Origin of the sequence: Bradyrhizobium sp. AZCC 2230, assembly GCF_036924495.1 — a bacterium.
Classification (GTDB): Bacteria; Pseudomonadota; Alphaproteobacteria; order Rhizobiales; family Xanthobacteraceae; genus Bradyrhizobium; species Bradyrhizobium rifense.
Genome location: NZ_JAZHRS010000001.1, coordinates 9,064,383 through 9,088,949, shown reverse-complemented (window position 1 = coordinate 9,088,949; position 24,567 = coordinate 9,064,383). Strand labels below are relative to the sequence as shown.

Annotated in this window: 25 protein-coding genes and 1 pseudogene; 9 read left to right on the top strand and 17 right to left on the bottom strand. The window is 59.8% G+C overall.

The window, feature by feature from the left end; genetic code table 11:
• The first annotated feature begins 151 nt into the window (after nucleotides 1–151).
• Nucleotides 152–589 (top strand): hypothetical protein, encoded by a 438-nt coding sequence (locus V1280_RS43270; RefSeq protein ID WP_334537046.1) that lies wholly within the window; start codon nucleotides 152–154, stop codon nucleotides 587–589.
• Between the two features lie 30 nt (nucleotides 590–619).
• Here V1280_RS43270 and V1280_RS43265 read toward each other — a convergent pair whose 3' ends face one another.
• From V1280_RS43265 to V1280_RS43225, 9 genes are all read right to left on the bottom strand, one after another.
• Nucleotides 620–1,249 carry an A24 family peptidase gene (locus V1280_RS43265; RefSeq protein WP_334537044.1) on the bottom strand — a complete coding sequence of 210 codons (630 nt, stop codon included), beginning with the start codon at nucleotides 1,247–1,249 and terminating at the stop codon, nucleotides 620–622.
• Nucleotides 1,246–1,863: a hypothetical protein gene (locus V1280_RS43260; protein WP_334537042.1), complete on the bottom strand. Its 618-nt coding sequence runs from the start codon at nucleotides 1,861–1,863 to the stop codon at nucleotides 1,246–1,248. The genes V1280_RS43265 and V1280_RS43260 overlap by 4 nt, the downstream gene beginning before the upstream one ends.
• Entirely contained in the window at nucleotides 1,860–2,462 is a 603-nt protein-coding gene (gene gspM / locus V1280_RS43255; protein WP_334537041.1) for a type II secretion system protein GspM, read from the bottom strand. Before gspM ends, V1280_RS43260 begins: the two co-directional genes overlap by 4 nt.
• On the bottom strand, nucleotides 2,459–3,577 hold the full coding sequence (locus V1280_RS43250; protein ID WP_334537039.1) for a PilN domain-containing protein: 1,119 nt from the start codon (nucleotides 3,575–3,577) through the stop codon (nucleotides 2,459–2,461). The genes gspM and V1280_RS43250 overlap by 4 nt, the downstream gene beginning before the upstream one ends.
• 92 nt (nucleotides 3,578–3,669) lie before the next feature.
• Nucleotides 3,670–4,278 carry a type II secretion system protein GspJ gene (locus V1280_RS43245; protein ID WP_334537038.1) on the bottom strand — a complete coding sequence of 203 codons (609 nt, stop codon included), beginning with the start codon at nucleotides 4,276–4,278 and terminating at the stop codon, nucleotides 3,670–3,672.
• Between the two features lie 23 nt (nucleotides 4,279–4,301).
• Entirely contained in the window at nucleotides 4,302–4,751 is a 450-nt protein-coding gene (locus V1280_RS43240) for a type IV pilus modification PilV family protein (RefSeq protein WP_334537037.1), read from the bottom strand.
• Nucleotides 4,748–5,185, bottom strand: a complete 438-nt coding sequence (locus V1280_RS43235) for a GspH/FimT family pseudopilin (RefSeq protein ID WP_334537036.1) — start codon at nucleotides 5,183–5,185, stop codon at nucleotides 4,748–4,750. The genes V1280_RS43240 and V1280_RS43235 overlap by 4 nt, the downstream gene beginning before the upstream one ends.
• On the bottom strand, nucleotides 5,182–6,231 hold the full coding sequence (locus V1280_RS43230; protein WP_334538582.1) for a type II secretion system F family protein: 1,050 nt from the start codon (nucleotides 6,229–6,231) through the stop codon (nucleotides 5,182–5,184). Before V1280_RS43230 ends, V1280_RS43235 begins: the two co-directional genes overlap by 4 nt.
• 205 nt (nucleotides 6,232–6,436) lie before the next feature.
• Complete coding sequence (locus V1280_RS43225; protein WP_334537034.1) at nucleotides 6,437–8,251, bottom strand: GspE/PulE family protein; 1,815 nt, start codon at nucleotides 8,249–8,251, stop codon at nucleotides 6,437–6,439.
• Nucleotides 8,252–8,516: 265 nt separating this feature from the next.
• Here V1280_RS43225 and V1280_RS43220 point away from each other — a divergent pair, with 265 nt between their 5' ends.
• A complete protein-coding gene (locus V1280_RS43220) occupies nucleotides 8,517–9,200 on the top strand; it encodes a hypothetical protein (RefSeq protein ID WP_334537032.1) in 684 nt (227 codons plus the stop codon).
• Nucleotides 9,201–9,223: 23 nt separating this feature from the next.
• Here the strand turns inward: V1280_RS43220 and V1280_RS43215 are convergent, their stop codons facing one another.
• From V1280_RS43215 to V1280_RS43200, 4 genes are all read right to left on the bottom strand, one after another.
• On the bottom strand, nucleotides 9,224–9,607 hold the full coding sequence (locus V1280_RS43215; protein ID WP_334537031.1) for a hypothetical protein: 384 nt from the start codon (nucleotides 9,605–9,607) through the stop codon (nucleotides 9,224–9,226).
• Between the two features lie 44 nt (nucleotides 9,608–9,651).
• The gene (gene gspD / locus V1280_RS43210) at nucleotides 9,652–11,661 is read right to left on the bottom strand and encodes a type II secretion system secretin GspD (RefSeq protein WP_334537029.1); all 2,010 of its coding nucleotides are present in this window, start codon (nucleotides 11,659–11,661) and stop codon (nucleotides 9,652–9,654) included.
• Between the two features lie 828 nt (nucleotides 11,662–12,489).
• Complete coding sequence (locus V1280_RS43205; RefSeq protein ID WP_334537028.1) at nucleotides 12,490–12,819, bottom strand: H-NS histone family protein; 330 nt, start codon at nucleotides 12,817–12,819, stop codon at nucleotides 12,490–12,492.
• Nucleotides 12,820–13,051: 232 nt separating this feature from the next.
• Complete coding sequence (locus V1280_RS43200) at nucleotides 13,052–14,515, bottom strand: undecaprenyl-phosphate glucose phosphotransferase (protein WP_334537026.1); 1,464 nt, start codon at nucleotides 14,513–14,515, stop codon at nucleotides 13,052–13,054.
• Between the two features lie 624 nt (nucleotides 14,516–15,139).
• Here V1280_RS43200 and V1280_RS43195 point away from each other — a divergent pair.
• The 3 genes from V1280_RS43195 to V1280_RS43185 all read left to right on the top strand — a co-directional run bounded on the left by V1280_RS43195 (nucleotide 15,140) and on the right by V1280_RS43185 (nucleotide 19,152).
• On the top strand, nucleotides 15,140–16,159 hold the full coding sequence (locus V1280_RS43195) for an adenylate/guanylate cyclase domain-containing protein (RefSeq protein WP_334537025.1): 1,020 nt from the start codon (nucleotides 15,140–15,142) through the stop codon (nucleotides 16,157–16,159).
• Between the two features lie 257 nt (nucleotides 16,160–16,416).
• A complete protein-coding gene (gene wecB / locus V1280_RS43190; protein WP_334537024.1) occupies nucleotides 16,417–17,604 on the top strand; it encodes a non-hydrolyzing UDP-N-acetylglucosamine 2-epimerase in 1,188 nt (395 codons plus the stop codon).
• 3 nt (nucleotides 17,605–17,607) lie between these two features.
• The gene (locus tag V1280_RS43185) at nucleotides 17,608–19,152 is read left to right on the top strand and encodes a glycosyl transferase family protein (RefSeq protein ID WP_334537023.1); all 1,545 of its coding nucleotides are present in this window, start codon (nucleotides 17,608–17,610) and stop codon (nucleotides 19,150–19,152) included.
• On the opposite strand, the gene V1280_RS43180 is transcribed toward V1280_RS43185, so the two are convergent.
• The gene (locus V1280_RS43180) at nucleotides 19,149–19,421 is read right to left on the bottom strand and encodes a hypothetical protein (protein ID WP_334537022.1); all 273 of its coding nucleotides are present in this window, start codon (nucleotides 19,419–19,421) and stop codon (nucleotides 19,149–19,151) included. The two genes, V1280_RS43185 and V1280_RS43180, sit on opposite strands and share 4 nt — an antisense overlap.
• A 512-nt stretch (nucleotides 19,422–19,933) precedes the next feature.
• On the opposite strand from V1280_RS43180, the gene V1280_RS43175 reads away from it, so the two are divergent.
• Complete coding sequence (locus V1280_RS43175) at nucleotides 19,934–20,188, top strand: hypothetical protein (protein ID WP_334537021.1); 255 nt, start codon at nucleotides 19,934–19,936, stop codon at nucleotides 20,186–20,188.
• A gap of 503 nt (nucleotides 20,189–20,691) precedes the next feature.
• Nucleotides 20,692–20,979: a hypothetical protein gene (locus tag V1280_RS43170; protein WP_334538581.1), complete on the top strand. Its 288-nt coding sequence runs from the start codon at nucleotides 20,692–20,694 to the stop codon at nucleotides 20,977–20,979.
• Between the two features lie 43 nt (nucleotides 20,980–21,022).
• On the opposite strand, the pseudogene V1280_RS43165 reads toward V1280_RS43170, so the two are convergent.
• Together V1280_RS43165 and V1280_RS43160 are read right to left on the bottom strand one after the other, a co-directional pair.
• Nucleotides 21,023–21,189 (bottom strand): annotated as a pseudogene (locus V1280_RS43165) (DUF3606 domain-containing protein).
• 368 nt (nucleotides 21,190–21,557) lie between these two features.
• Nucleotides 21,558–21,758: a hypothetical protein gene (locus V1280_RS43160; protein WP_334537019.1), complete on the bottom strand. Its 201-nt coding sequence runs from the start codon at nucleotides 21,756–21,758 to the stop codon at nucleotides 21,558–21,560.
• Nucleotides 21,759–22,339: 581 nt separating this feature from the next.
• On the opposite strand from V1280_RS43160, the gene V1280_RS43155 reads away from it, so the two are divergent.
• The gene (locus tag V1280_RS43155) at nucleotides 22,340–22,576 is read left to right on the top strand and encodes a helix-turn-helix domain-containing protein (protein ID WP_334537017.1); all 237 of its coding nucleotides are present in this window, start codon (nucleotides 22,340–22,342) and stop codon (nucleotides 22,574–22,576) included.
• A gap of 17 nt (nucleotides 22,577–22,593) precedes the next feature.
• Here the strand turns inward: V1280_RS43155 and V1280_RS43150 are convergent, their stop codons facing one another.
• Complete coding sequence (locus V1280_RS43150; protein ID WP_334537016.1) at nucleotides 22,594–22,944, bottom strand: hypothetical protein; 351 nt, start codon at nucleotides 22,942–22,944, stop codon at nucleotides 22,594–22,596.
• 295 nt (nucleotides 22,945–23,239) lie between these two features.
• Between V1280_RS43150 and V1280_RS43145 the strand changes: the two genes are divergently transcribed.
• Nucleotides 23,240–24,493, top strand: a complete 1,254-nt coding sequence (locus V1280_RS43145; RefSeq protein ID WP_334537014.1) for a tyrosine-type recombinase/integrase — start codon at nucleotides 23,240–23,242, stop codon at nucleotides 24,491–24,493.
• The last annotated feature ends 74 nt before the right edge of the window (nucleotides 24,494–24,567 follow it).

The following is a 24,567-nucleotide window of genomic DNA, read 5'->3' as shown; positions in this document are numbered from 1 at the left end:
TAGTGCGACGATGACCAGTCTATCCTACTCTCGGCCGAGGCGAGTACTGCTCGCCCGAGACGTGGTTAAGCTTTCGAGCGCGCCGAGACCGAGAAAGGCCGGTTAACGCAAAGGAGCACAGCCCCTCGGAGAGGATCTCACCGCGAAAACTATGGACGCTTCGCGCTTTGCCCTGCATAAGCGAGGAATGAACAGATCGATTGTCACAACCGCGCTTGCAATTGCCGCCTGGGCCGCAATTTCCCTGATCGGTTATGCCACGCTGACCAAAGTACAATTCATCTATTCGATCTACAGCAGGATCAAACCATTCCTTTTTGGGGTGAATATCTCGACCTGGGCGCATTTGGAGCACGCCGTCGCCTTCCTGACACTCGGTAGCCTCTTCGCACTGGCCTACCCTCGGCGCACACGCATGGTTTGCGTGATCGTGATCGGAAGCGCCATCATCTTCGAGTTGCTTCAGACACTGACCCCCGATCGCCACGGCACCTTGTTCGATGCGTCCGAGAAGATCGTCGCAGGCTGCGCGGGCATTGCCGCGGTCAGGCTCGTCCAGTTCGTTTTGGCGACCAAGAAGGAAGCGTGAAACTCAAGCGCGCATCCAACGATTGCACGCCTATCCCAACGCGAGGCTCATCGGATCGAACACCCACGCCAACCAAAGCCCAACAGCGAGATGAGGGCCGAACGGAATGGCATGCCGGCCATCGACCTCATAGCGCGCCGACTTGAGCAGAAAGGCACTGGCGAGAGCCGAGACGACTGCGATCAAAAGCAATGCTGGAAGCGAGCGAAAGCCGATCCAAAATGTAGCGGCAGCAAGAAATTTCACGTCACCAAGGCCAAGCCCATCATAGCCGCGAACCCAACGATAGATCGAACAAAAAGCGGCAATCGCAATCGCCACGATGACGACTTCCCCGAGGCGGTATATGACCTCGTCGGGATCCAGGAGCCACACCGCCGCCAAGCCGCTTGCAGCCGTCGCGCCGACAAGCTTGTCCGGGATGATGCCAAAACGGGCGTCAATTGCGCAGATGGCCGCCAGGAGGATGGCGAGCGCAACGCTCAGCACGAAATATGCGGTCCAGTTCTGGTCGACTTGGCCGCTCAGGACCATCCAGAACAATCCAAAGACCAGGAGCCAGACGACAAGAACCTGGTCTCGGTAGGGCTCGCGGCAGACCAAAGCGCGCGTCAGGTAATGGCCGGTACGCCTCGCCGTTTTACGCAGCTCCGTGATCATTTCAGAACGGTCAGCGGTAGAGTCTGCCGTTCACCGTCGGCCTCGAGCACAATCTCGTTCGGCTTGACCTCGGAGAGCCGCCAACCCGACCATTGCTCATTCAATGCGACCCAAATCCCCACCGGGTTATCCGATGAGGTCAGGAACGCTTTGGCTCGCTCGCCATTCATGAAGACGCCTCTGAGCGCGACGCCGGGGTCAAGCATGGTCCGGATCGGCGCCACCACCTCGGTGGCCGCCGGAGATGGCGTGGTCGGTAGGCTCTGACGATTTCTGGAGAACAGCGGCCGCTGCAGGATATTCTCATAGCCGCCGGTCCGGCTTTCCTGACGCGCTGGAACTAGTGTCTCCCGGCCGTCCCACGTCGACTGGCTGGCGACGGCAACCTCCAGTGCGACGATGGTTGCGACTGGCGTCACGACGGCAAGACCGATCAGCACAGCAAGCCCGACCAACAGGCCCCGCCTTGGCGGGGTGACCGCCATCAGCTCGCGACGGGTCGGAAAATCATTGCGCAAGAACAAGCGCGAAGCCATCGATGCGACCAGTTGGCGCGGCGCCGCGATCTCCCGCCAAAGCTGCCGGTGACCGGACTGAGATACCATCTCCCTCATCTGCTTGCCGCCCCAGCGGCTTCGCCGGGCCGGTTCTCGCTCAGCAGCGGGCCAGTCGGCGGGCTTCCCGGGGTGCGCAGAGCGCCCTCGATCGTCAGGCTCACCCGCATCCGGCTGTCATCGCCGTCACCAAGCGAACGCAGCGAGAAATCCGTAATGAACAGAGATGGAGTCTGTGTCTCGATGGCGGAGATGAGCTCCCGCACGGCGGCTGACGCCCCTTCGACCTCGAGCCGTACCGGGATTGCACGCCATTGCGCCGCCTGCCGACCCGGCAGACCACGAATGGTTTGGATCGCGAGGCCCCTGGCGCTCGCCAGAGCCTGCAGGCTCGCCTGAAGATCGGCGCTGGCGACCCGATCTTCCGCACCCGGCAAATAGGGATCAATGTCTTGCGCGGTCGATTTGGCGAGCCTTGCGGCCTCATCCGTGACCCGCTGGATCTGGGCTAACTGTGCCGCATTGTCGAGGATGTCGTCGTTACGCTCGCCGAAATGCGCAGCGAGCGGCCCCAAGATCAGGAAACCGACGGTCAGCACGATTGCGCCATTCAATCCCGCGAAGATGAAGCGCCGCTTGAGAAGCCCGTCGCCGCTCATGACTCTGGCCTTCCCGCCACCTTGACGGTACGACCCGCGCCGATCTTTCGTACTTTCAGCGTCATGCGGAACCGGTCCTTCCGCTCAGTTGCGTCCGGGGTAATCGGACCGGACAGAGTCGCGCCGGCAAAAACACGGGAGGCATCCAAAGCGCGCACGAGCCGGGCCGCATCGGACGACAATCCCGCAAGACTGATCACGCTCCCGGTGATCCGGAGCTCGGTGAGAAAGGTGTGGTCCGGAATCACGCGGGAGAGTTCGTCCCAGATCGCGAGACTGCCCGGCTCGGTCTTGAGCGCGATGAGGCGAAGCGGGACGCCGGCGCCCTGCGATCTCTCCTGGCCCCCCTGTTTGGCCTCGTAGAGCGCATCTTCAAGTTCTCCCGCCCTGATCGATTGCCACGTTTCGACAGAAACCAGGGCAAGAGCGCAAACTGCGACCAGAGCGATCGCCAGCGTGCGGATCGCGCGAAACGCCCATGGCGGATCCTGACCCGGCCCGGCGCCGAAGGTGACTACGCTAAGCGGCTTGCCGCTCGGCTGCTTAGTGGCGATGAAAGCGATGTCCGAACTTCGCCAGCCAAGTCGGACGATCTCGGACTCTGCGCGATCCTTCGGAATGATCCAGTGACGAAACTCCACCACACCCGCGCGCGGCGTTTCACCCGCCGGCGTTGCGCCATGCCAGATCTCGGCAGGCTGGAACGGCGTGCGATGGATGATCTCCTGCGCCAGGATTCGCGTCAGGACACCGAGCTCCGATCGAGGCACGTTGAGCCGACGCTGAAAGAAGCAATCGGCTTCCAGTGCGACGCCGATCTGCACCGCGTCGCGCTCGCATCCAATTTCAGCAAGCCAGGCGTCGACCTGCGGACGACCAGAATTGCCAGCCGCGAACTGCTTCTCGTGCACGCCCGACGGAGCGACCAGATGACCTATCAAAGCACCCTGCTCGTCCCAAATGAACAGGCAAGTAGCACTTTCCGCTTGCAGCAGATGCCGCCAGGCTTTCGGGGTGCATTCGCGCAGCTCGTTCAGCCACCAGCGCGAAAACTGTCGCCACGCCGTGTTCAGCGTGCCGAGCCGCTCAAACCGTGCCACCGTGACGTCGGTCATCGGCCTGCCTTCCCGCCAATCCAAGCTTTCGATTCGGCGATCCTATTTACTAAATCTTTACGGGAGGTAACGGCGGACCACGATCCGCAGGCTCAGGACCCCGGCTGATTGCGGAGAGCGACAATTGCCGCAGGACCATTCCGCCCGGACTCCTCGAATTCGAAGCCAACCTCGACCAGCGAAGGCAGCCGCTCCGCCTTGGTCCACTCGTTGCGCCACGCCGGGTCACCATGCGGGCTCGATACGCCGAAATAGCGAAAGTGTACTCCGCGGACACCTTTCAAGACGACGGTCGAGGCCAACGGCGACTTGCGCTCGCCGTCCTTCAGCGCTCCGAAGACATCGAGGATCAGTTCGTCCCCGCTGCGGCGAACGCGAATGTCCTGCAAGCCTCCCGGCAAGGCGCGTCCCTCACTCAGCGCAACGAAACGCATTCCCTCGCGCCCGCCCTCGAACAGAACGCCTCCGGCCTGGGAAGGATTTGCTGTCGGCATTGCCAAGGCGATGAAGCGGCGCAAGCTTTCGACGGCGGAGTTTGTTTCCATTTCCATGCCATTGCGACGATCCGCATCAAACGCCCGGATGGCTGTCGACAATCCGCCAACGATGAAGCCGGTCAAGACTGTCAAAAGTGCAAGCGAGACCACGAGCTCGATCAGCGTGAGCCCAAGTTCGCTCTCGCGCCCGGCCGGCGCGCGCATTGTCCGGCAAGGCCGTCGCCCCCTCACTGCGCGGCTCCCTGGGCGAATTTCAGTGCCGCCAGTCTCGTCTCAAGTCCGCCGTCCGCCTGCACGACAATCTCGACCCATACCGGCGCGATCTGAGACTTCGGCCCCGGCGTAGCACCTTGCTGGCGCGAGTTTCCGAGATCTGCGACCGAGACAGTTTCCCGCCACTGATACCGTCCGATGCGTCCCTCGCGACGTCCGCTTTTCAGCGAAGCGGCCCGTCCCGCGGCTTCGAGCCTGGATTCGGCGATCCGATCGAGGATATGCTTGGTCTGAAGTTTGGCATCGGAGCGCAACGCTGCCGTGATGCCGGCGGTCAAAGCTCCCAGACCGATGGCGAGCACAGCGAACGCCACCATCACTTCGATCAACGTGAAACCGCGTTGACACAGCAGGCCGCCATTGCCAGTCATCGGTCGGCGCAGACTGAGGTGAGCGGGCATCATTCAATCCTCGGCTCACCAGTGAACCAATTGACGATGATCCGCTCCTTTTGCCCTTTGTAGCTGAGCAGGATCTCGCCGCCGCTCGACTGACCATCCGGATAGAACCTCACCCCGCCAACGCGACCGCGACGCTCGGTTTCTGCAACCGTCAAAGCGATCTCCATCCCGTTGGGCAATTGGCGCATGGCGTCGACGGCGCCGAAGCGCCCGTTCCGCGTATCCACGTCGACCACAATTTCGGCATTGCGGGCCCGCGCTCGACTTCTGGCAAGCTGCAGGGTCGCCGCGATCGCGCGCGCTTCCGCACTGGTGCGCGCGGCCGCCGATCTCGGCTTGGCGGCCAGAACCGATACGACGACGAGCGCCATGATCACGAGCACCACGAGCGTTTCGATCAACGTGAACCCCGCCGATCCGGTATCAGAGCGCCTCATTGATAGGCCAGATTGTTGATGGAGAGGACGGCGCTCATCACCTGAAGGATCAGAGCTCCGACGAGACCACCGATCCCCACCGTGAGGAGCGGCGTGAGCAATCCGACGAGTTGCTCGATCTTGCCTTGGACTTCGGTTTCCAAATTGGCGGCAACGCGAGCCAGCATCTTTGCCAATTGCCCGGTCTCCTCGCCAACCGCGACGAGGCGGATGGCGGCCGGAGGTAGCAAGCCAGCTCCGTCCAGAACTTGGCTCAACGCATTGCCTTCCGGCACGCGACCGACCGCTTCTGCATAGCGGACCTGGAGATATCGATTACACACCAAGGAGAGCGCAGTTTGCAGCGCCGTCATGAGCGGCACTCGGGCATCGATCAGGCTGCCCAAGGAGCGGGCAAACTGGCCGGCTTCGCGACGCTGAATGACGGCACCGACGACGGGCAGGCGGCATTTGAGATGGTCGACCTTCCTCATCATGGACGCATCACCGGCTATCCTGCGGTAGACGACCAGGGCAGCCGCCGTCACGAGTCCGAGCCAAATCAGGAGCTTCGGCCAGCGCTCCGGTAGATCGGCCAGCGCCGCCAGAATGCCCGGCAGCGGCAGACCAGCATCAGAAAAGATCGGCAACAGGTTCGGAATGAGGACCAGAACGATGACGGCGATCGATACCAGCGACATCATCAGGAGAATAACGGGATAAACCAGAGCGGCGCGGATCTTGTTCCGGACGTCGACCCTTCGCGCCAGCATCTCGCTGATCTGCGTCAGCGCCTGCGAGGTTTTCCCGCCGGCTTCACCGCCGGCCAGGATGGCGACATAGTCGGCGGGAAAAACGTCGGAGCGGCGCGCCATGGCCTCCGAAAGCTGGAGGCCAGCCAGGATATCCTTGAGCAGGCCGTTCGCCAGGCCAATCTGTTTGCGCGATGCACCGGCACCGGCGAGCACCCGAAAAGACGCATCGACAGGCACTCCGGAGCTGACCAGTGACGCCAGCTCGGCCGTGAATGCAGACAGCTCCTTCAATCCGATCCGTTCGGAGCGCATCCAGCCTCGCCCCGGTGCCTTCCGTTCGTCCGGATGCTCCTTCGACGACGCACCATCTTCGCAGAGCGTCGTTTCCACCGGCGTAAGGCCGGAGCTGTAGAGCGCTTCGATGGCAGCCTCGAGCTCATCGGCAACGATCTTCCCCGACGTGACGACGCCTTGGCTGGTGTAGGCGCGATACTGGAAGATGGACACGCAATGCTCCCTAGCTCGTTCGCGACACCCTGAGCACTTCCTCGATGGTCGTCTCGCCCAGCGCCACCTTGACGAGACCGCTCTCATAGAGAGTGTGGAAGCCGGCAACCCGTGCCCGCGACATCAACGCTCGCTGATCATCGCTTCTCCTGCCGATCGCTTCCCGCATCTCGTCGTCGATCACAAGAAGCTCCACGACGCATGTGCGCCCCAGATAGCCGGTGCCATGACAGGCTGCGCAGCCTACGGCTTCGCGCGCGCCTGACCAGTCGAGCTCGAGGCTGTCCGGGATAGGCCAACGCAACCGCGATGGGACCTCGGTGCGATACGCCGCGGGCCGCGCGCAACTCGGGCACAGGCGGCGAACCAAGCGCTGGGCCATGACGCCAGCGAGCGTCGATGCAAGCAGGTAACGCTCGATACCTATGTCGATGAGACGGGTGATGGCGGCAACAGAACTGTTCGTATGCAGGGTCGAGAAAACCAAATGGCCGGTGAGCGAGGCCTGAACGGCAATGCGAGCCGTCTCCAGATCGCGTATTTCGCCAATCATGATGATGTCGGGATCCTGACGCAGGATCGAGCGAAGCGCAGCAGGAAAATCGAACCCAATCTGAGGCTGGACCTGAATCTGATTGATGCCACCGAGCTGGTATTCGATGGGATCCTCCACGGTAAAGAGCTTTAGCTCCGGACGGTTCAATTCCTTCAACGCCGTATAGAGCGTCGTGGTCTTGCCGCTTCCCGTCGGCCCGGTAACCAGAATGATGCCGTTCGGCAGCGACATCAGTTCATGCAGGCGGGATTGCACGGCCGGATCCAGGCCGAGCTTGGAAAAGTCGAGTTCGACCCTGCTGCGATCGAGAATTCTCAGGACCAGGCTCTCGCCGAACGCGGTCGGCAGCGTGGCCACACGAACGTCGATCTCGACGCCGCGGACGGCAGTCTTGATCCGACCGTCCTGCGGCAATCTTCGCTCGGCAATGTCGAGCCTCGCCATAATTTTGATCCGGGTCGTCAGCGCGGCCTTGAGCGTCGACGGAACGACGCGTTCTTGCTGGAGAAAGCCGTCGAGCCGGAGGCGAACCACGACCGCATCACGTCCCGGTTCGATGTGAATGTCGGATGCCCCACGCTCAACCGCACTGGCTATGATCTGATTCACGAGGCGGATGATCGGCGCCTCATTGGCGATGTCGCGAAGACGCTCGACGTCGATCTCATTTCCGTCGATATGGCCCCCAGCAATTGTGTTCGGGTCGCCATCGACGGACTGCGGACCCGCGTCCTGATAGAGCTTGCGGAATGCGCCCTCGATGTCGGCGGGGGCGATCACGGCGAGATCGACGCGACAGCCGAGCATATAGCTGATTGCCCTGCGCCCCTCCTCATCGAGGGGATCTACTGCGGCCAGCAACAGGGAATTACCTTGCGCCGAGATCGGCAGTGTACGGCTGGCTTTCAGAAAGGGCAGCTTCAGACGATCTGGGAGAACCGGCTGCAACGGAATGTCGGCCGGTCGAACGACCGGAAGTCCGCAATAGTCGGCATACGCCGCGCAGAGATCCGCCTCGGAGATGAGCCCCAGCTTCACCAGGACGACGTCTAGGCGCTCGGACGTGGCATCCGAGGCCCGTCTCGCCCGGGCAACTGCACCGGCATCGACGAATTCTCCACGCATCAAAAGCCCCGCGAACGCATCGGCGAAGCCATCGTCCAGCGGTCCCAGGACCATGGCCTGGCCGGCCGCCGGCGCAGCCTGGCGTGTCAGTGTCTGTGTATCGCCTGGCATTGGCTCGAAGGTCCCGATCTCAAACGCGACCACGACGCTAGAGTGATTTTGTTAAGGAAGGCTTTTCACACTTTATTTGCCATTTTCATTTACCAAACAGCAATCAATGCGGCGGACAGACCATCATACCTTGCTAACAAGGTCCAAGCCGATTGCGCCGGGCCACGAGCACGCTCATCCTGGTCGCCGCGGCTTCGCCCTCGTCACGGTGATCTGGGGACTTGGACTGCTGACTCTGCTCGGAACGGCAGTGATCGTAGGCGCGCGCTACCGAGCCAAGACTGCCACGGCCGATGGTATGGCCGCATCCACGGCTGCGGCGGCGGAAAGTGCCGTCAACCTGGCCATCTCGGTCATTCTTGATCCCGCGCCGGACACAAGCTTTCCGCGTCGCTGCCGTATGCCGGAGGGCGAGCGCGTTGACATTGCTGTCGAGGAGGAGATCGGCAAGGTCGACCTCAATGCGGCCAATCTACTCACGCTTGAGCGTTTTTTCGTCGGGCTCACGCGGGATAAGGCACTGGGAAGCAGGATTGCTCAGAACATCGTCGACTTTCGCAAGCCTCCGCAGGCCGGCACCACCGCCGGGCAAGCCAGGAGCTCCGGTTTTTCGACCATCATGGAGCTTGATCAAATCGACGGCATTGCGCCTTCGGTATTCCGCGCCGCCGCTCGCTACACCACAGTGCTCTCCGGTCGCGTGGAGCCCGCGCCCGAAGCGGCAACCGCTGCCTTACGCATTCTCATGAATCTCGATCCCAGCCGACCGGAGCGCCGACGGCCAGCCCTGCCTGGCAACGTCACCATCAGGGCCGACGTTAGCGCGCGCGACGGTTCACGCTACATTCGGGAAGCGCTGGTCTCGTTTGGAGCGGCCTCCGGACAACTCTACGTCATTCGCGAGTGGCGTCGCGGCGACGTGGTCGGTGAGCCTGCGAAGCGGTCCGACGGCGAGGTACTGCACGCCTGCTTCAAGCTCTGAAGGCCGACCGAGGTTCCCGCCGCTCACCCCTTCGAACGAAGGACCTGTTGTGGGCGCGAATTTCTCGCGGATTCTTCGAGGCGTTCACGTTCCTCCGCGACCGCGGGTCCTGGCTCCATCACCGTGCAGCCCTTCGTGCGCTGGAGATCCGTCAAGGCATCGAGTCGTCGGCGTTCGTCCACCAGCTGCTTAGGCGCATCAAGCGGAAATCTGTCGGAATCGTAGCCGGCCAGAGAGCCAGCAGCGAGCCAATATTCAAGTCGGGCAGCGCGCTTGACCGAAAAGCGAAACGACCCGGCGATCGCGTTGCAGGACATGGACTCGTCGACAGGCAGAAGCATATAGGGCGGTGGTGGATCGATCACCAAAGGCTGGTCGGTCACGCAGCCGGCCAACAGAAGTGGCAAAGCGCAAACCCTCCCCAACCAGGAGACCGTGCGAGCGGAGCGTGTCACGGCGTCACCAAGCGCTGCGCCGTATTGATGGGCGCCCGCTGGCGCGTCGAAGCGTGCGGCATGTAAACGTTCATCTTGCGCCGATACTCTTCGGTGACCAGCCGGCTTTCGGTGCCGTCGCGGACCACCTTCGGCGTGATCAGGATAACGAGCTCGGTCTTCGCAACGGAGTCTTTCCTATTCGCAAACACCGCTCCGATGCCGGGGATATCTCCCAGGATCGGCAACTGGCTGCTGCTCTTGCTCGCGTTGTCCTGGATCATACCGCCGAGGGCCAGGACCTCACCGTCACTCACGACAACCGTCGTCTTGACGCGTCGCTGCTGAATGGTGGGAGAGTCGATATTCGAAGTCGTCGTCTTCACGACACTACTGACCTCCTGCTCGATATCGAGCTGCACGCGCCCGCTCTCATTGATCCGGGGCGTCACCGAGAGAATCACGCCCGTATCCTGCATCGTGATGGAATTCACGATCGCTGTCTGGGAGGTGACCGTGCTCGTCGCCGTCTGGGTCGTGATCGGAACCTGATCGCCGATTTGGAGGCGCGCCGTCTTGTTGTCGAGCACCATCAGCGACGGTGTCGAGATGATATTGACATGCGTCAGCGCGTTTAAAGCGCTGAGTGTTGCAGCAATGTTCGCGGTGTTGACGGCATAATTGAACCCGGGAAACGCGGCTGCCACGGCTCCCGTGGCGGCATTGGAGAATGTAGCCGTCGGAGTACCGTTTTTGGCGAACTGCCATTGCAGCCCGAACTGGAGGTCGTCGTTGAGCGACACCTCGGCGATCACGGCCTCGATCAAGACCTGGCTTGCGACCACGTCGAGCCCCTGCACGACACGCAATACGCGCTGGTAGTCCCGTTCGTTCGCCATAATCAGCAGCGAGTTCTTGGTGTCATCGGCAACGATCTTCATGATCGGCTCGGGAGTGCCGTTCGATGCAGAGCCATTGTCGGCCATATCGGTGGCCTGGCCGTCGAGGTCGGTATTGGAAGAACGCGATGTTCCCAGCGGATCCACCGTCTTTCCCAACCCGGCTTGCATTGTGGGGTCCGAAACACCCGTGCCAACGGTTGATGATTTCGTCGAGTCGCTTGCGAAGGAGACCTGCCTGGATTTCGGGGAGACGTTACGGCTCGTCGGGCGCACGACCTTCATCTCTTGCGAGAACATGGACTGAAGGATTCCGGCGAGTTCGCCAGCTGTCCGGTTCTGGACCTGATAGACGTGCAGTTGCGGTTCTGTGCCGCTTGCGCGAGCATCGAGGCGCTTGATCCAGGATTGCGCACGCGGCAGGTAGCTTGGATTGGAGGTCACGACCAGGATCGCACCAAGCCTCGTATTGGCAATGAACCTCACCCTCCCCTTCAGAGGGCCCTCCTTGTCCGAGGCAAATACCGCTTTCAACTCGTCGACCATCTTTTCAGGCTGAGCGGCCTTGACGGGCACGACGGCGAAAGACATGCCTTTCATCACATCGACATCAAAGATCGAAACCGAGTCGAGCATGCTGTCGATTTCGGCTTGTGAGCCCTTCAATGCGATGATGTTGCGTGCGTCGTCGGCCTGAACGATGGCACCCTTCGGCACCATCGGCTCAAGCACACGCGCCACCTCGGTGGCGGCGACGTATTTCAGCTGCACAAGGCGGACGCCACTTCCCGTGACCGCACTGTTGGTGGCATCGCGGACGGTGCTTACAGCCCCTGTCGCAGCCTGGTCGGCCGGAGCAATCCGGTAAATGCCACGGTTCTGCACCAACACTGCGCCGATCGGCGCGATCGCCGTCTGGAAGATCTCGAGGGCGTCTGCCTTGGAGACCGGGTTACTGGTCTGGACCGAAACAACCCCATCGACCCGAGGGTCGATCACATAGTTGACGCCGAGCAGATCGCCCAAAACCGTCTTGGCCGCCTGCTGCAGGGGAACGTTAGCTAGATTGAGGACCACATTGCCGTTCGCTGCTGCGGAGCTCGACTTGGCGGCTGTCGAGCCGATCATTCGACCGTCGCCCCCCTCAACGCTGGCGACCGCCTTGGACGAGGGGGTTGGAAGCGCAATAGCGCCCGTCGGCATCAGATCCTGAGCGTTCGCCTCGAGGGATACCGGCTGGCCGGATAGCTTGGGCTGAGCGTTCAGGGTCGGACTGATGATACCCGGGGCGCCACAGCCAGCGACGAGGCTTGCGAGCAAGCAAACCACAGAACCCGTGAGAAGGCCACGAGACATCGGCAAAAGGTGCTCCGAACATGGAAAGACGCACGCTCAGGAATTCGAGCGGTAAAAAATGGGTAAACCATCATGGTTAACCCAACGTAAAAGTTCCATGAGCCCGGGATCGTGCGGCTGGTCGTTGGCTACTAAGGGCCGAACGCAGCCGTCCCGTGAACCGTCGGATACGAGGCAGTGCTCCGAGCGCGCCTGGTTGCGCCGGAGCGATGCCGCGAGGACGCGCAGAACTATCTCCGCACAGACCTACCGCAGTGATCCAATGGGTTGAGAGGAGCTCGATGGCCGGCAGCCGCTACTTGGATTGGCACCCCTGGCGACAGACCTGAGCTTGGCTGTCGCAGGAGGCAATGCACGGTGCACCGAGCGTGGTAGGGCAAACCCGCTTACATGCCGCATTTCGATTGTCACAACTGGACATGCAAGCTTCGGTGGCGGCGTCAGCCAGCCGCAGCTTTGCCGGGCTGAAGTTCCCAGCCCGGGCGCCCCCCAGCGGAGCGATGCAGACAAGAAGGATCAGAGCAATTCTCACGAGAACCTCCTGCTTTGGGTGCAGCGTTCCGCCTCAATGCGCCGCTCACTTCGTGGCGGCCGGGACAGCTATCTGTTCGAGATGAGGAAATCCTCGATCGAGCGGCCGGTCCGCAGAGCAGCGGCAAGCCATTTCGGCCGTTTGCCTCTACCAGACCAGGTCTCGTTCGGAAGGTTGGGGTTGCGATATTTCGGGTGAACTCGCGGATATGGACGCTTCGGGCGCGGCGACGGCTCTGAAGGAGCATTCGCTGCTTCATTCTCCCGGCGAAGTTGCGCCAAGCGCGTCTCAAGGGCGCGTTTTTCGGCAGTTAGCCGAATTGACAACAATCGGTTGAGCTCCTCGTGAAGCTGCCAGAGCTCATCTAACGAAAGGCCGTCGAGGTTCGGTTTCTTCATCAGTTCGTCATAACGTAAGTGTTTCCGGCTGCCCAATCCCAGACCTCTGATTCGATCTAATGATGCAATTTTCTTGGTCTAATCGCCAATTATTTTGGTGATAGCATGGCGGAAGCTGAGAACCGGGCGGAACAGGCTAAATATATAATAATCTCAGCAACTTGTCAGGCTGCTGGGCGCGGAAATTTAGTGGTAAGCCGAATTACGGAAGCAACGACAAAAAGGGGTTCGCCTAATATGCGTTTCGCTTCCGCGCGACCTCAAAAAAGGTCTTGATCATTATCTGGATATCGAGCCAAAGGCTCCAATTGTTGACATACCACAGATCGAGCTTAACTCGCTCGACGATGTCTTCGACCGTGGGCGTGGCGCCCCGCGAACCGTTGCACTGTGCCCATCCCGTCAGGCCGGGCTTGACGTGGTGCCGAAACGCATAGTTTTCGAGAATCTCTTCGAAATAGCTGTCGTGAGCCAGAGCGTGCGGTCGGGGACCAATCAAGGACATCTCCCCCTTCAGGACATTGAAGAGCTGCGGCAACTCATCAATGCTGGCGCCACGCAGGAAACGTCCGATTGACGTAACACGCGGATCCTCTCGCGTCGCCTGGATCACGACGGGACCATCTTCCTGCACCTTCATGGTGCGGAATTTCAGCATTACGAATTCCTTGCCATTGAAGCCCTTGCGACGCTGGCGGAAAATGACCGGCCCCTCGCTGTCCAGCTTGATGGCAATTCCAGTGAGGATCAGAATCGGAAACATGAGGCTCAAGGCCACGCCGGCAACCAGGACATCCATGGAGCGCTTGACAAAGCGCTCAGCCGCGCTGAGTGGCGCGCGCTGCACCTCGACCGCAAGCACGCGTTGGCGGGCGGACGACACGAAGTTAGATAGTGATCGGACGTGCAAGTCCGGCAGCAATCGCGCCGAGACCGGGAGATCCTTCAGGTGTTCACGCACGAAGTCTATCCGTGCGTCGTCACTCCACGGCAGAACCAACAGCACCTCCCGGCAATTGTTGCTGCGAACGAAGTCACCAAGCGCCCCGAATATATTCTTATCTGCGACCAGCCGCTCTCCAGGATCAAGATCTCCGCTCAGCCGGAATTCCTTGACATCAGTCGCGCCGAAGAGGGCGAGGCGATCGCGAGGGCCAAGGGCGGCCAACTCCCGATGGTCTCCGACGAGAACCGCGTCCAAACGGCTGATGCCACCCCGGGTCACCGCCAAGGCCAATTTCGCTTTTATGGACTTGCGCGCGGCCAACAGACCGACAGGGACAACGAAGTAAAATGTAACGAACGCGCCTCGGGAATAATTGCCGCCGATCTTGAGCAGGAATGCGAAGAAGGCCAGCAAAATGCCGGTGCTGAACCAGCAGACCAGGATCTGCGCAATCTCGACCCCAGGCTTGGCGCTGTCGGGAAGATCATAGTAACCGATCCCACTCATCCTCAAAATGTAGATGAAGCTGGCCATGAGACCGACGGCGCAGCACGGAAGAAGGTTCGGAATCGGGGTACCGGCGACGACATGATACCCAATTCCGCCCCCGACACATGAAAGGATAATAACCAACGCATCCAAGGTGGAGAGCAAATAGGGAACCAGGTCCGGGGACCACAGGGTCCTCTTGGAGTCTTGCGCTTGACCGACCTTGTGCGGCTCTTCGCGGAGATCCGACCCAATCGACATCGAACGTCACCCAATCCCTAACGACCGATTAATTGGGAGATTCAACCACAAACTAAATTGTGGATAAACAGCCCGACAACTCTTTGTTAATATAATTTTAAACTAAGCTTAATGGGAGGCTGAAGCAACAGGATAGTTAGCTTCTGCATTGGTCTTTCCATAAAGGCGGGGCCCGTGGCGCTCCAATCCGCGGCCTGAATAATAGGCATTTGACTTGGCCTTCATTCAATGGGCCCGTCCTCATCACGGCGGTCCTCGCGAAGCTAGCTGCATTAGGAACGCCCCGCGTCGTAGTCGGGACGGCGTCCGGGCGGGTTAGTTGCGGCGGCTATCCGGTCCTGCCCGGGGCCGGCTATCTGTCGGGGCCAAGAGCTTCGGTGCTCCTTGCTTAGCTTCCTGGAAAGCTCAGGTTGTGGCACAAGAAAATCTGAGCGAATCCTCGCCCCCGAGCACCGCCTTTCGCATCCGATTTCACGATGCCACACCGAGGACAACCAGCATTATCCTGATTAGAAGTCTTGCAAGGTTGTCGTTCGCAAGAATTGCGCGCCGCGTCGCTGGCGGACTATAAGTTTCGGAGTTTTCCCCGTCCGTTGGGCCGTCAATGGCCTTGGAGATGATTAAGTGGTTCATCGCGAAGCTCCGAAATCGTTCCTTGTGAGTTTTCTTTTCACGATGAGGCGATTACTCGGAATTGCAACTTTCGTCCTTGTTCTCATCTTACTCATCCCGAAGGTCTTTCTGCTCTTCGACAATCCCAAGAACGCAAGCTTTTCGGCGACTTTGCTTGAGGCGCGCGACATTGTTCTGAAGAAATCTGCTCCGCTCCTGCACCATTACGTTCCCACCAACATCGCGGGCGCTGACCGCTCGGACTGGATCTTGATCGGGCTCGCCATGATCGTCACGTTCATCGCCGGCTCACTAGCTCAAAGAAGCCAGCAATCGCTCAATCGACGGTTATTCCGAAAGTCGGCGCAGGCTTGGCGCAACAAGGCAGGTGTCAAACCGGGATCTGCACTGGACAATGAGCTGGAAAGCACCTTGAAGGCCGCCGAGGCCGGAAACTCCGTCAACCGGCAAGACCTTCTGCGTGTTTTCGCCGAGACTAAGAAGAAGCTCGATTCCTTCGGCCGCGAAGTTGCTTTTCTGGCGATCGACGTCGTCGGATCAGCCGCAATGAAGGCGGGCGAAGACCCGGCATCAGTCCAGTACGACTTCGCGGAATATCGAAAGCTGGTGGAGCGAATATTCCGCGCGCGGGGAGTTCTGAAGACTGCCTGGACGCCCGACGGAGTCATGGCTTGCTTTGCCCACGTGGAGGATGCCTGCCAAGCAGGAAAGGACGTGATCAAAAGCCTAAAGGCGTTCAATAGCGAGGTGAAGATTTCTAAAGCCGATTTTTCGGTGCGCTGCGGGGTCAACGCCGGTCTGGTCTATTTTGACGACTCGACCCAGTTGGAAACCATCTCCGACCGCGTCATCGACATCGCCGGCCACATGCAGAAGCACGCCGAGCCCAACACCGTGCTCATCGCAAGGAAGGTGATCGAGCCGCTGCGACAGTTGCAGGAATTCACGCACACGCACCAGGTCATTGATGGTTACGAGGCAAGCGTGTGGCGCGAGCGGCCGGATGCCTAGGTCGCAAATGCCAGACATTGGTGGCGTAGCTGGGGTGGTCGGTGCGGCCTTCGGGTCCCATTCCTTCGTCGGACCGGACCGACAATATTTACCGTCTCTGGTCAATCCTTTGAAATTGGGGCGAAAATACCGAAACATCAATTGTCTGGCGCAGCCGCGTGGTTTAAACTGTTACTTGGATTAAACCTTGAGAGGTCAAACCCGGCCTGCGCGGCATAATTTCGGCGGCGCTAGTACGTCGATTTTTGGGCTTATGCATGCATCACCCGCCTCAGGTTCTATTTTCGCATTCGATTCCTTTTCGGACCTTTCTAATCGTTATAGGCACCCGTCCAGAAGTCATTAAGGTTGCTCCTGTCGTTCGTCGCTTGCGCGACGCGAGTTGGGCCAGCGTAAAGATCGTAGCCAGCGGCCAGCAGAGTGACTTGCTTGACCAAACGCTGGCCGAGTTCGGCCTGAGGCCTGATATTGCGATCCGCCATCGCGATGCGTCATGCGGCCCGGCGCAAGTCGCCAGCCGTCTTATCCATAAACTGGACCGCATTTTCGGAGAGGAGAAACCGGACTGTGTCCTGGCCCAGGGAGACACCACGACGGCCTATGCAGCTTCGGTTGCCGCCTTCTACCGGAAGATCGCCTTCGCGCACATCGAAGCCGGATTGCGAACGTCCGAACTCGGCGCGCCGTTTCCCGAAGAGTTTCATCGACGGTCCATCGCGGTTTCTGCAACCCTACACTTCGCTCCGACCTCGGCTGCGGCCCGAAATCTGATCGACGAGAACGTACCGAAGGACAGGGTGCTCGTCTCTGGCAATACGGTGATCGATTCGCTTCTGGAGGTCGCAGCGACCAAGCCCCCGCCTCCGGCCGAGTTTCTATCTCGTCGGATGATATTGCTGACGGCGCATCGCAGAGAGAACTTCGGTTCGAAATTGCGGGATGCGCTCACAGGGGTTCGAGCATTCGTCGATCTGACGCCAGACGTGGGTGTGTATTTCCCGGTTCACCCAAACCCGAATGCCCGCGACGCTGCCATCGAGATCCTCTCTGGCAATCCGAGAATCCATCTTGTCGAACCGCTCGGATATCGGGAGATGGTTGCTGCGATCCAGAATGCATGGTGCGTCGTCACTGACAGTGGGGGCCTGCAAGAGGAGGCCCCGGCGCTCGCCAAGCCCGTCCTCGTACTTCGCGATCTCACGGAACGCCCCGAGGCTGTCGCCTCCGGTGTCGTCGAACTCGTCGGCACCTCCCGCGAGGGCGTCTTCAAATCGCTCTACGCGCTTCACAAATCCCCGGCAAAATACAGCCAAATGGCTCGTCCGGTGTTTCCCTATGGCGACGGACATGCCAGCCGAAGAATAGTCGATGCTCTCTATCGACATTTCTCGACCGCTCAAGAGCGGCAAGATGCGACGGTCGTTCCACTTCAATATGCATCGTAGCTTATGGTAAATCTGACCGGCTTTCTGGCCCAATATCTCTATCTGATCGAAATCATGATGCTCACAGCGGGCATCATCATCGCCATTTCCAGCTTCGACGATCTTCTGGTGGATCTCCTGTACTGGAGCGGCAGACTGCTCGGCACTACGAGGAGCCGATCGAGCGAATTACCCGACGTCGAGCTTCTCGAGCAACTGCCGGAGCGGCCGTTCGCGATCATGATCCCGTGCTGGAAGGAGCACGACGTGATCTTCTCGATGCTGTCTTCCAACTCGCGTCTTCTTCGTTATGGCCAAGCCCACTACTTCGTCGGCGTCTATCTCAACGATCCTCTCACCCAGGACGAGATACGCAAGGGGCAAAGCCTCTATCCCAATATCCACATGGTCCTGGTCCCTCGCGACGGCCCAACCAGCAAAGCGGATTGTCTGAATCAGATCACGTCCGACATCTTCATGTACGAGGCTGAGCACGGCATTCAATTTGCTGGCATCGTCATGCACGACTCCGAGGATCTTATTCACCCTCTTGAATTGAAGCTCTTCAACAGGCTCGTCGACATCTACGACTTCGTTCAACTGCCGGTCTATTCATTCTCGCGTCCCATTGTGTCCCTGATCGGCGGAATCTACATGGACGAGTTTGCAGAAATGCACACCAAGGATCTCGAGGTCCGGCAACGCGTCTCAGGCGTGGTTCCCTGCGCTGGCGTTTCCGCCTGCTTCAGCCGAGAGGCCATCGTTCATCTTGTCGACAAAAACCAAGGCGAAGCGTTCCGCGTCGCATCCTTCACCGAAGATTACGACATCGCTTTCCGCGTCTCCGAGCTTGGCTTCAAGTCGGCTTTCATCGCCTATCCCGCGAGCTACTCCATCGATATCGACATCGATGCGGGCGCCCCCGGTATCCTGCATCGGAGTCTCCCGATCGCGACTCGCGAATTCTTTCCCTCCGGGCTGGAGGCCGCATACCGCCAGCGAGCGCGGTGGCTGTTGGGGATTGTCTTTCAAGGCACAGAGGAAATCGGCTGGAAGGGCACGTTCGGAACGAAGTACTTCCTGGCGCGAGATCGAAAGGGCGTGATAACGAGCCCGGCCGTGATGCTCGCATATTTTGCGATGGCCAATCTGGTTGCCTTCGAACTGTTTCGATGGTTTTTCGACCCCAACCTCGAATTGAGCTATACCCTATTGTCGTCCGAGTGGGTCAGGACACTGTTTTGGGTAACCTTTGCGTTCCTAGTCTGGCGTCTGTTAAATCGCATGATCTTCACAGGCATGATATACAACCTGCGACACGCATTAATGTCGGCGCCCCGGCTCGTCGTCGGCAACTTCGTCAATTTCTTTGCGACATGGCGTGCGGTTCGCATCTACACAAGTCATCGCCTGTCCGGTAAACCGTTGGTATGGGATAAGACGTCTCACTCTTATCCGATCCAGATGGGTGAGCTTCAACTCCCGATCCCGGCCGATGCGGCCGCGAGCGCTCCGGGCACCATCCAGTCGAGTTCAAGCAGCGCTTCGGACCGAATTGGACCGGCTTAAAGATACGACGGCTCTCGCGCGCCGAATGCGCCGCGAAATGCGGTGCGCACAACCATGAAGCCGCCGCAGAGCCCGATGGCGGCGAGCTGCAGCTCCGGGTGTAGCACAACCGAAACAAGCACTGCCCAACCGCAGACGATTGCAAGGATATCGAGCGATTTCTGTCCGCGTCGATGAGGCGCAGCATCCAAGCCCTGGTCGAGCGCCGCAGCGATCGCTGCAAGGCCATCCACGGCATCCCTGCCTGGGGGCACGGCAAAATCGGTCAAAATGCGGTAGTTGCTAGTAGACATTAACGCCCCCGTCGCAAGCCTCTTGCAGGCTCCACGAGGGCATTTAACTTTTGGGCCTATTTCGTCTCACTCAAATCGTTTGCTACAATTTTACGGATGTCGCGCGTTTTCGACGGCGGAAGCAGCGCTTCAACGGAGATGGATAACTCGTGCTGAACGGATTCCCTTCAATGCAGACTTCCTGGCATCAGGAAGGCAGACCGCTGCAATCTTGAACGCATAAGACGCACGCACGTTCCGAAGCAGAGCAGCGACGGCCTGCGAAGCCAGAGTTTGAGTGTCTGGGCGTCCCGAGCGCCTAGGCCGAACGGAACCGGGGGACCAGGGCTTGGTGCGTCGCTTGCTGCAGCTCGGCTCCCGACCCGACGCACTTAGCGGGGAAAGCACGCCAATCCGCCAATCCAACAAACAAGACAAATTTTGCTTTATAACTTAAACCAACGTTAGACGAGCCGGCGTAGCTTCGCGGAGACAGTTGGAGTCTGCACGTGACGATGCTCGCCGCTTACACCGTATTGATAGGGCTCATGCTCGGCCTTCGGTATCGAGTAGTCGTTCTGCCGCCGGTTATTCTGATTGGCTGGCTCACGATCTTTGCGATCTCATTGCGACCGTGGTCGTCCGCCCTGATCTTCGCACTCCTGCTGCAAATGAGCTATTTGACCGGGATGGTTCTCAAGGGTTCCACCAAAGCATTCTTCACTCGGCCGGTGGATGCGGTTTCCGGCTCTAACGTGCAATGAGCTGCTGGCATCGAGGGAGAAGCGTTGCTGGCAAGCGTTGCCATGCCTGCCTCGGGTCGTCCGCGCCTATTCTGCAATCCGGAGAACGGCTTTGCATTGCGGCATTGATGAACTTGAGATGCGAGATGTCGAGCCAAACCACCGTCGTTCAGGATAGTCCGCACCGAACGAGAAAAACAGCCAGGGCGAGCTCAGCGAGCTGAAGATACCAGCATGGCATGGTCGATGCGCGGTCTTGAGATTGACAAGTGAGAAATGGTCGGCAGTGACATTTTCGGGCTGCCGCGATCATCGCCGGCAGTCCGGCCGTGATGCGATTCATGCATCACGATGCACCATGCTGGTGCTGATCAAACTCATTCAGACGTCCGCCGCCGGGAATGGCAACGGCATCTCCTCCACCGATCTGGCCACTCGCTTCGGCGTATATCTCAAGAACGAACCCAACCTCCTACGTGACATTGGTGTTGGCGTGTGTGACGCACAAGCTGAGGCGGCGCGGTATCTCTGGGAGCCGATTCTGCTCAAAAACGACCGACGCGCTTCACCCGGAGACCCGCACGCTGCGTGGCTGGGCGATCTACGTGCTACAGGAGGCCGGCGCAATCCGCGAGTGCAGCGCGCACGGCTGGATTCAGGACCGCGCCGATCCGCACGCTCGCGAGCGCGCCTTCAATGCTGCTCGCGAGGATCCGCCGCCGGGTGTGTCAGCCGACGCCGCGGCCCTCGCAATCGATGACGTGCCGGACTCGATCGGCGACACCTGCCCTGACTGCCCGCCCGAAACCTAGATGGAAAAGGCGCCAGGGAGCTCGGCGCCGGCGAGGACGTCCTTCAGCGACCGAGCCGCTTCTCTACGCGCTTGCGCGTGTTGCCGACCTTCTTGACCGCTTTCTTCACCGCCGACGCCGACCGCCCTGTTTCTTCGTTTCATATTGTACTTCATAGTCTGGGCCGCCGGCTACACGCAGCCGGGTCTGCGTGTCCCGGTGCGCGCGCATCCGCGTTAGCGTAATTTGGTCATCCCTCGTATGCTCCGCGCTGCTCGCCGGGATCGAAAGGCCCCCGCCGCGCGCTCCAGCACATATTGAAAGCGGCGCGAAGGTCCTTGCGCGCCGCAAGCGCCATCATTCCGTTGTGGGCGATCCCTGGGGCCGCAGCTCCTCGTCGTAGAACCCGGACCTCTGTTCGCCGACAATAATGACTTCCTGCGGCTGTTTAGGCGAAGGACGGATTCCGATCAGACCGCCTTTTGCATTGATGTGGCCGGTGCTTAAACCGCCGATAACAACGTCGCGAATCTTGCGCTGGCTGCGCCGCTACAGCTGCTAGACACCGCCCCGATCTATGCTGGCGGTCCGCTCGGCGCCTAGCGTTGGTGACCGAGCCTAATTCCAAGCTTCAGCGCCTTTTGGCGGAGTGAGCCTTCGGAGCGCTTTGTGAGCTTCGCAATTTCTACAACCGGAGTCTTCGCTTTTGAATGAGAACGCAGCTCCTTAACGTCAGCTTTTGTGTATTCGCGGCGCACAGTTGTCTTCTTCGTAGCCGTCGTCTTTGCCTTCTTCGCCATTTTAGCTCCTCGATTCGAGAGCTGGCGTAACGGCATAGCCGCATAGAGGCGCAACTCTCCCTGAGTTGACTCGATATGCTAGTTCGATGCGTGAATTTTGTCACGATGTCAGTCTGCCGGCGACTTGTCCGGCCTATCAAAATCGCTCTGGCAGTTTCCGGTGGGCCGACGTTACCGATTTAAGCAGACCGACCGATGTAAGATCAATCGTAACTACACCGCGAGGGGCGATGCATTTTAGATCGGCCACCGAAGCTTAAGAACCCAAACGATTGCTTGCTAACAGCGACCTAGATCAAACTGCGCAGTCTTAACGTGACCTCTCTGTAGATGCGAAGCTAGACCTTCCCTTTCACTCGCTTTCGTAGCCAAATGTACCACGCATTTTTGACAACCATTTTGCTTCGGCACGGCTAATTGCATCATGTGGGCCATTATCACGTTTTCCGATGCGCTCTTTAACGGCCAGTGTACCAAGCTACGCACGCGTGAGGTTGTCGCCTGTGCCGGAATGCAGGCCGAGGAAGGGCAACGCGACTAGCCACGCCGTTGTGGCCCGCGAACGATAAAGGGCTTAAGTGATGAACGAGTTCGGGCAGAAGGGAAAGGTACCGCTCTCGGAACGGCTGTCGGTGTCACCAGAGGAGGCAAGCGCCCTCACCGGGATCGGGCTGACCTCCATTCGCGAGGCGATAAGCAGTGGTGATCTCAAGGCCAAGAAGCACGGGAGGCGTACGGTCGTCCTGCCGGACGATTTGAGATTGTGGCTCAAAACGCTGCCGGACGCCCGCAGGTCGACTGAAGTAAGTTCCGCTTAATGTCTTCCTAGACACGTTCAGCCATTTGTTGAGCCCGGCCGTCCATCGATGGGCTTGTGGAGCACTTTGGCGGTGCTGCCTGACCGCAGCACACGATGCGCATTTCCACTGGTCGCGATGAACGCCGACAAGGGGCAGCGGTCTCCGGCCGCGCGCATGGCGAGGTCTCGCACACGTTCGCGTTTACGACTCGGTTGAACCAGGAAGCTGTGATCCGCGCGCTCCAGCTGAGCTGGTCCACTGCGACTGTGCGAATGCGCTGATGCAGCAACAGTGTCTGCTTTAGCGAGATTGGGAATGACCGGCTGCAGGCGGAACGGGAGGATGCCGCGCTGGTCTGGCACGCGCAGGAGCTTGCCATCGAGCATCGAACCGATCCAACGAGCGACACGCCCAGCGTCGAGCACGTCGCGGTCATCACGACAATGGACAGGCGCCCGGGGCAAGGCCGTAGGAAGGCGTGTCGGGAGCACGGGTCAGGACACCAGGCCTAACCGTCGCCAGCGCGCAGGCGGTCACGCGCGTCGCAGGGACGCGGCGCAAAAGCGGTAAGTAACCGGACCATGCAAAATGCAGAAGGCCCTTTAAAATAGGTAGTTCTTCGCTTGGGTCACGGACAAAGCATTCCGCGACGGCAAGTGGTAAGCGGAAGGGAACGTTAAATTGGCTCTCAATTCGAACCAAGTTAAATCCCTGCAAGCTGGCGTTCATGCGGACGGTGGGGGGCTCTATCTGGTGGTGCGCGAAAGCGGTGATCGGGTGTGGGCCTTCCGCTTCACCGACCTCGAGGGCAAGCGGGCGCAGATGGAGTTCGCCAGGGCTGGCGACCGCGACGGCACAAGCGGTGACATTCTGACCCTAAGCAGCGCGCGCGAGAAAGCACGCGACTATAAGGTCGCGTTGAAGCGCGAGGGTATCGATCCACGCGTCAAGAAGCGGGCCACCGCTCAGGGCAGCAAGACGTTCAAGGAGTTTGCCGAGGAGCAGTATCCTGATTGGTGCCAGGGGCTGTCCGAAGAGGAGTTGAAGCAGTGGCAGCGCTCCATCCGGGACGTGCCGAGCCTGCACGATAAGAAGCTCCAGGAGATCACAACCGAACACGTGTTGGAGGCGCTCAAGGCGATCTGGACCGTGAAGCCGGTCACAGCGTCGCGGACGCGCCAGCGCATCGAGCGGCTGATGGACGCTGCCAAAGCGTTGAGACTGCGCTTGGGCGAGAACCCGGCGGCATGGCGCGGCAATCTGAAACACCTGCTACCGTCGCCCCGCAAGCTGAATCGTAAGAAGCGGCATCGGTCCGCGCCATATACGAAGATGCCGCAAATGATGACAGGGCTGCGCTATGATCCCGGCAACGCCGCGCGCTGCACAGAAGTCGGCATCCTCACCGTATCGCGGAGCCAAGAAATCCGACTGATGGAATGGGCGGAGCTCGACTTCGAAGCAAGGACGTGGATGGTTCCGGCTGAGAAGATGAAAATTAAGGGCGAGCTAGAGCCGAAACCCCATCTCGTTCCACTGTCAGATCAGGCCATCGAGATCATCCAATCGATGCGGCGCACGGATAAGTACGTGTTCCCCTCCGACCATGTGGACGAACATCAGCCGTTCCGGGCGAACGCGCTTGTTGGGGCCATCGAGCGCACTGCCGTCAAATCCACCATGCATGGCTGCCGCACCAGCTTCCGAAATTGGGGCGCAGACAACAAGGAGCACAATTTCCGCCGCGAAGTGCTCGAGTTCTGCCTGTCACACCGTATCGGCGATGAGGCTGAACTTTCGTATTGGGACAGCGAGATGATCAAGCGACGCCGCGAGGTGCTGCAGGCGTGGGCCGACTTCATCAAGCCGCGCAAGAATGCGTCGGGAGAGCAGCCACCCGAAAGAAAGCGGCAAAAGCTCAAGCTCGTCGCCTAACGAGGCGCACACCGTTGGCTCGCTTCCCACCTTTTCGACATTTTCGCAACAGAACGCTAGGCTGACATCTCGAA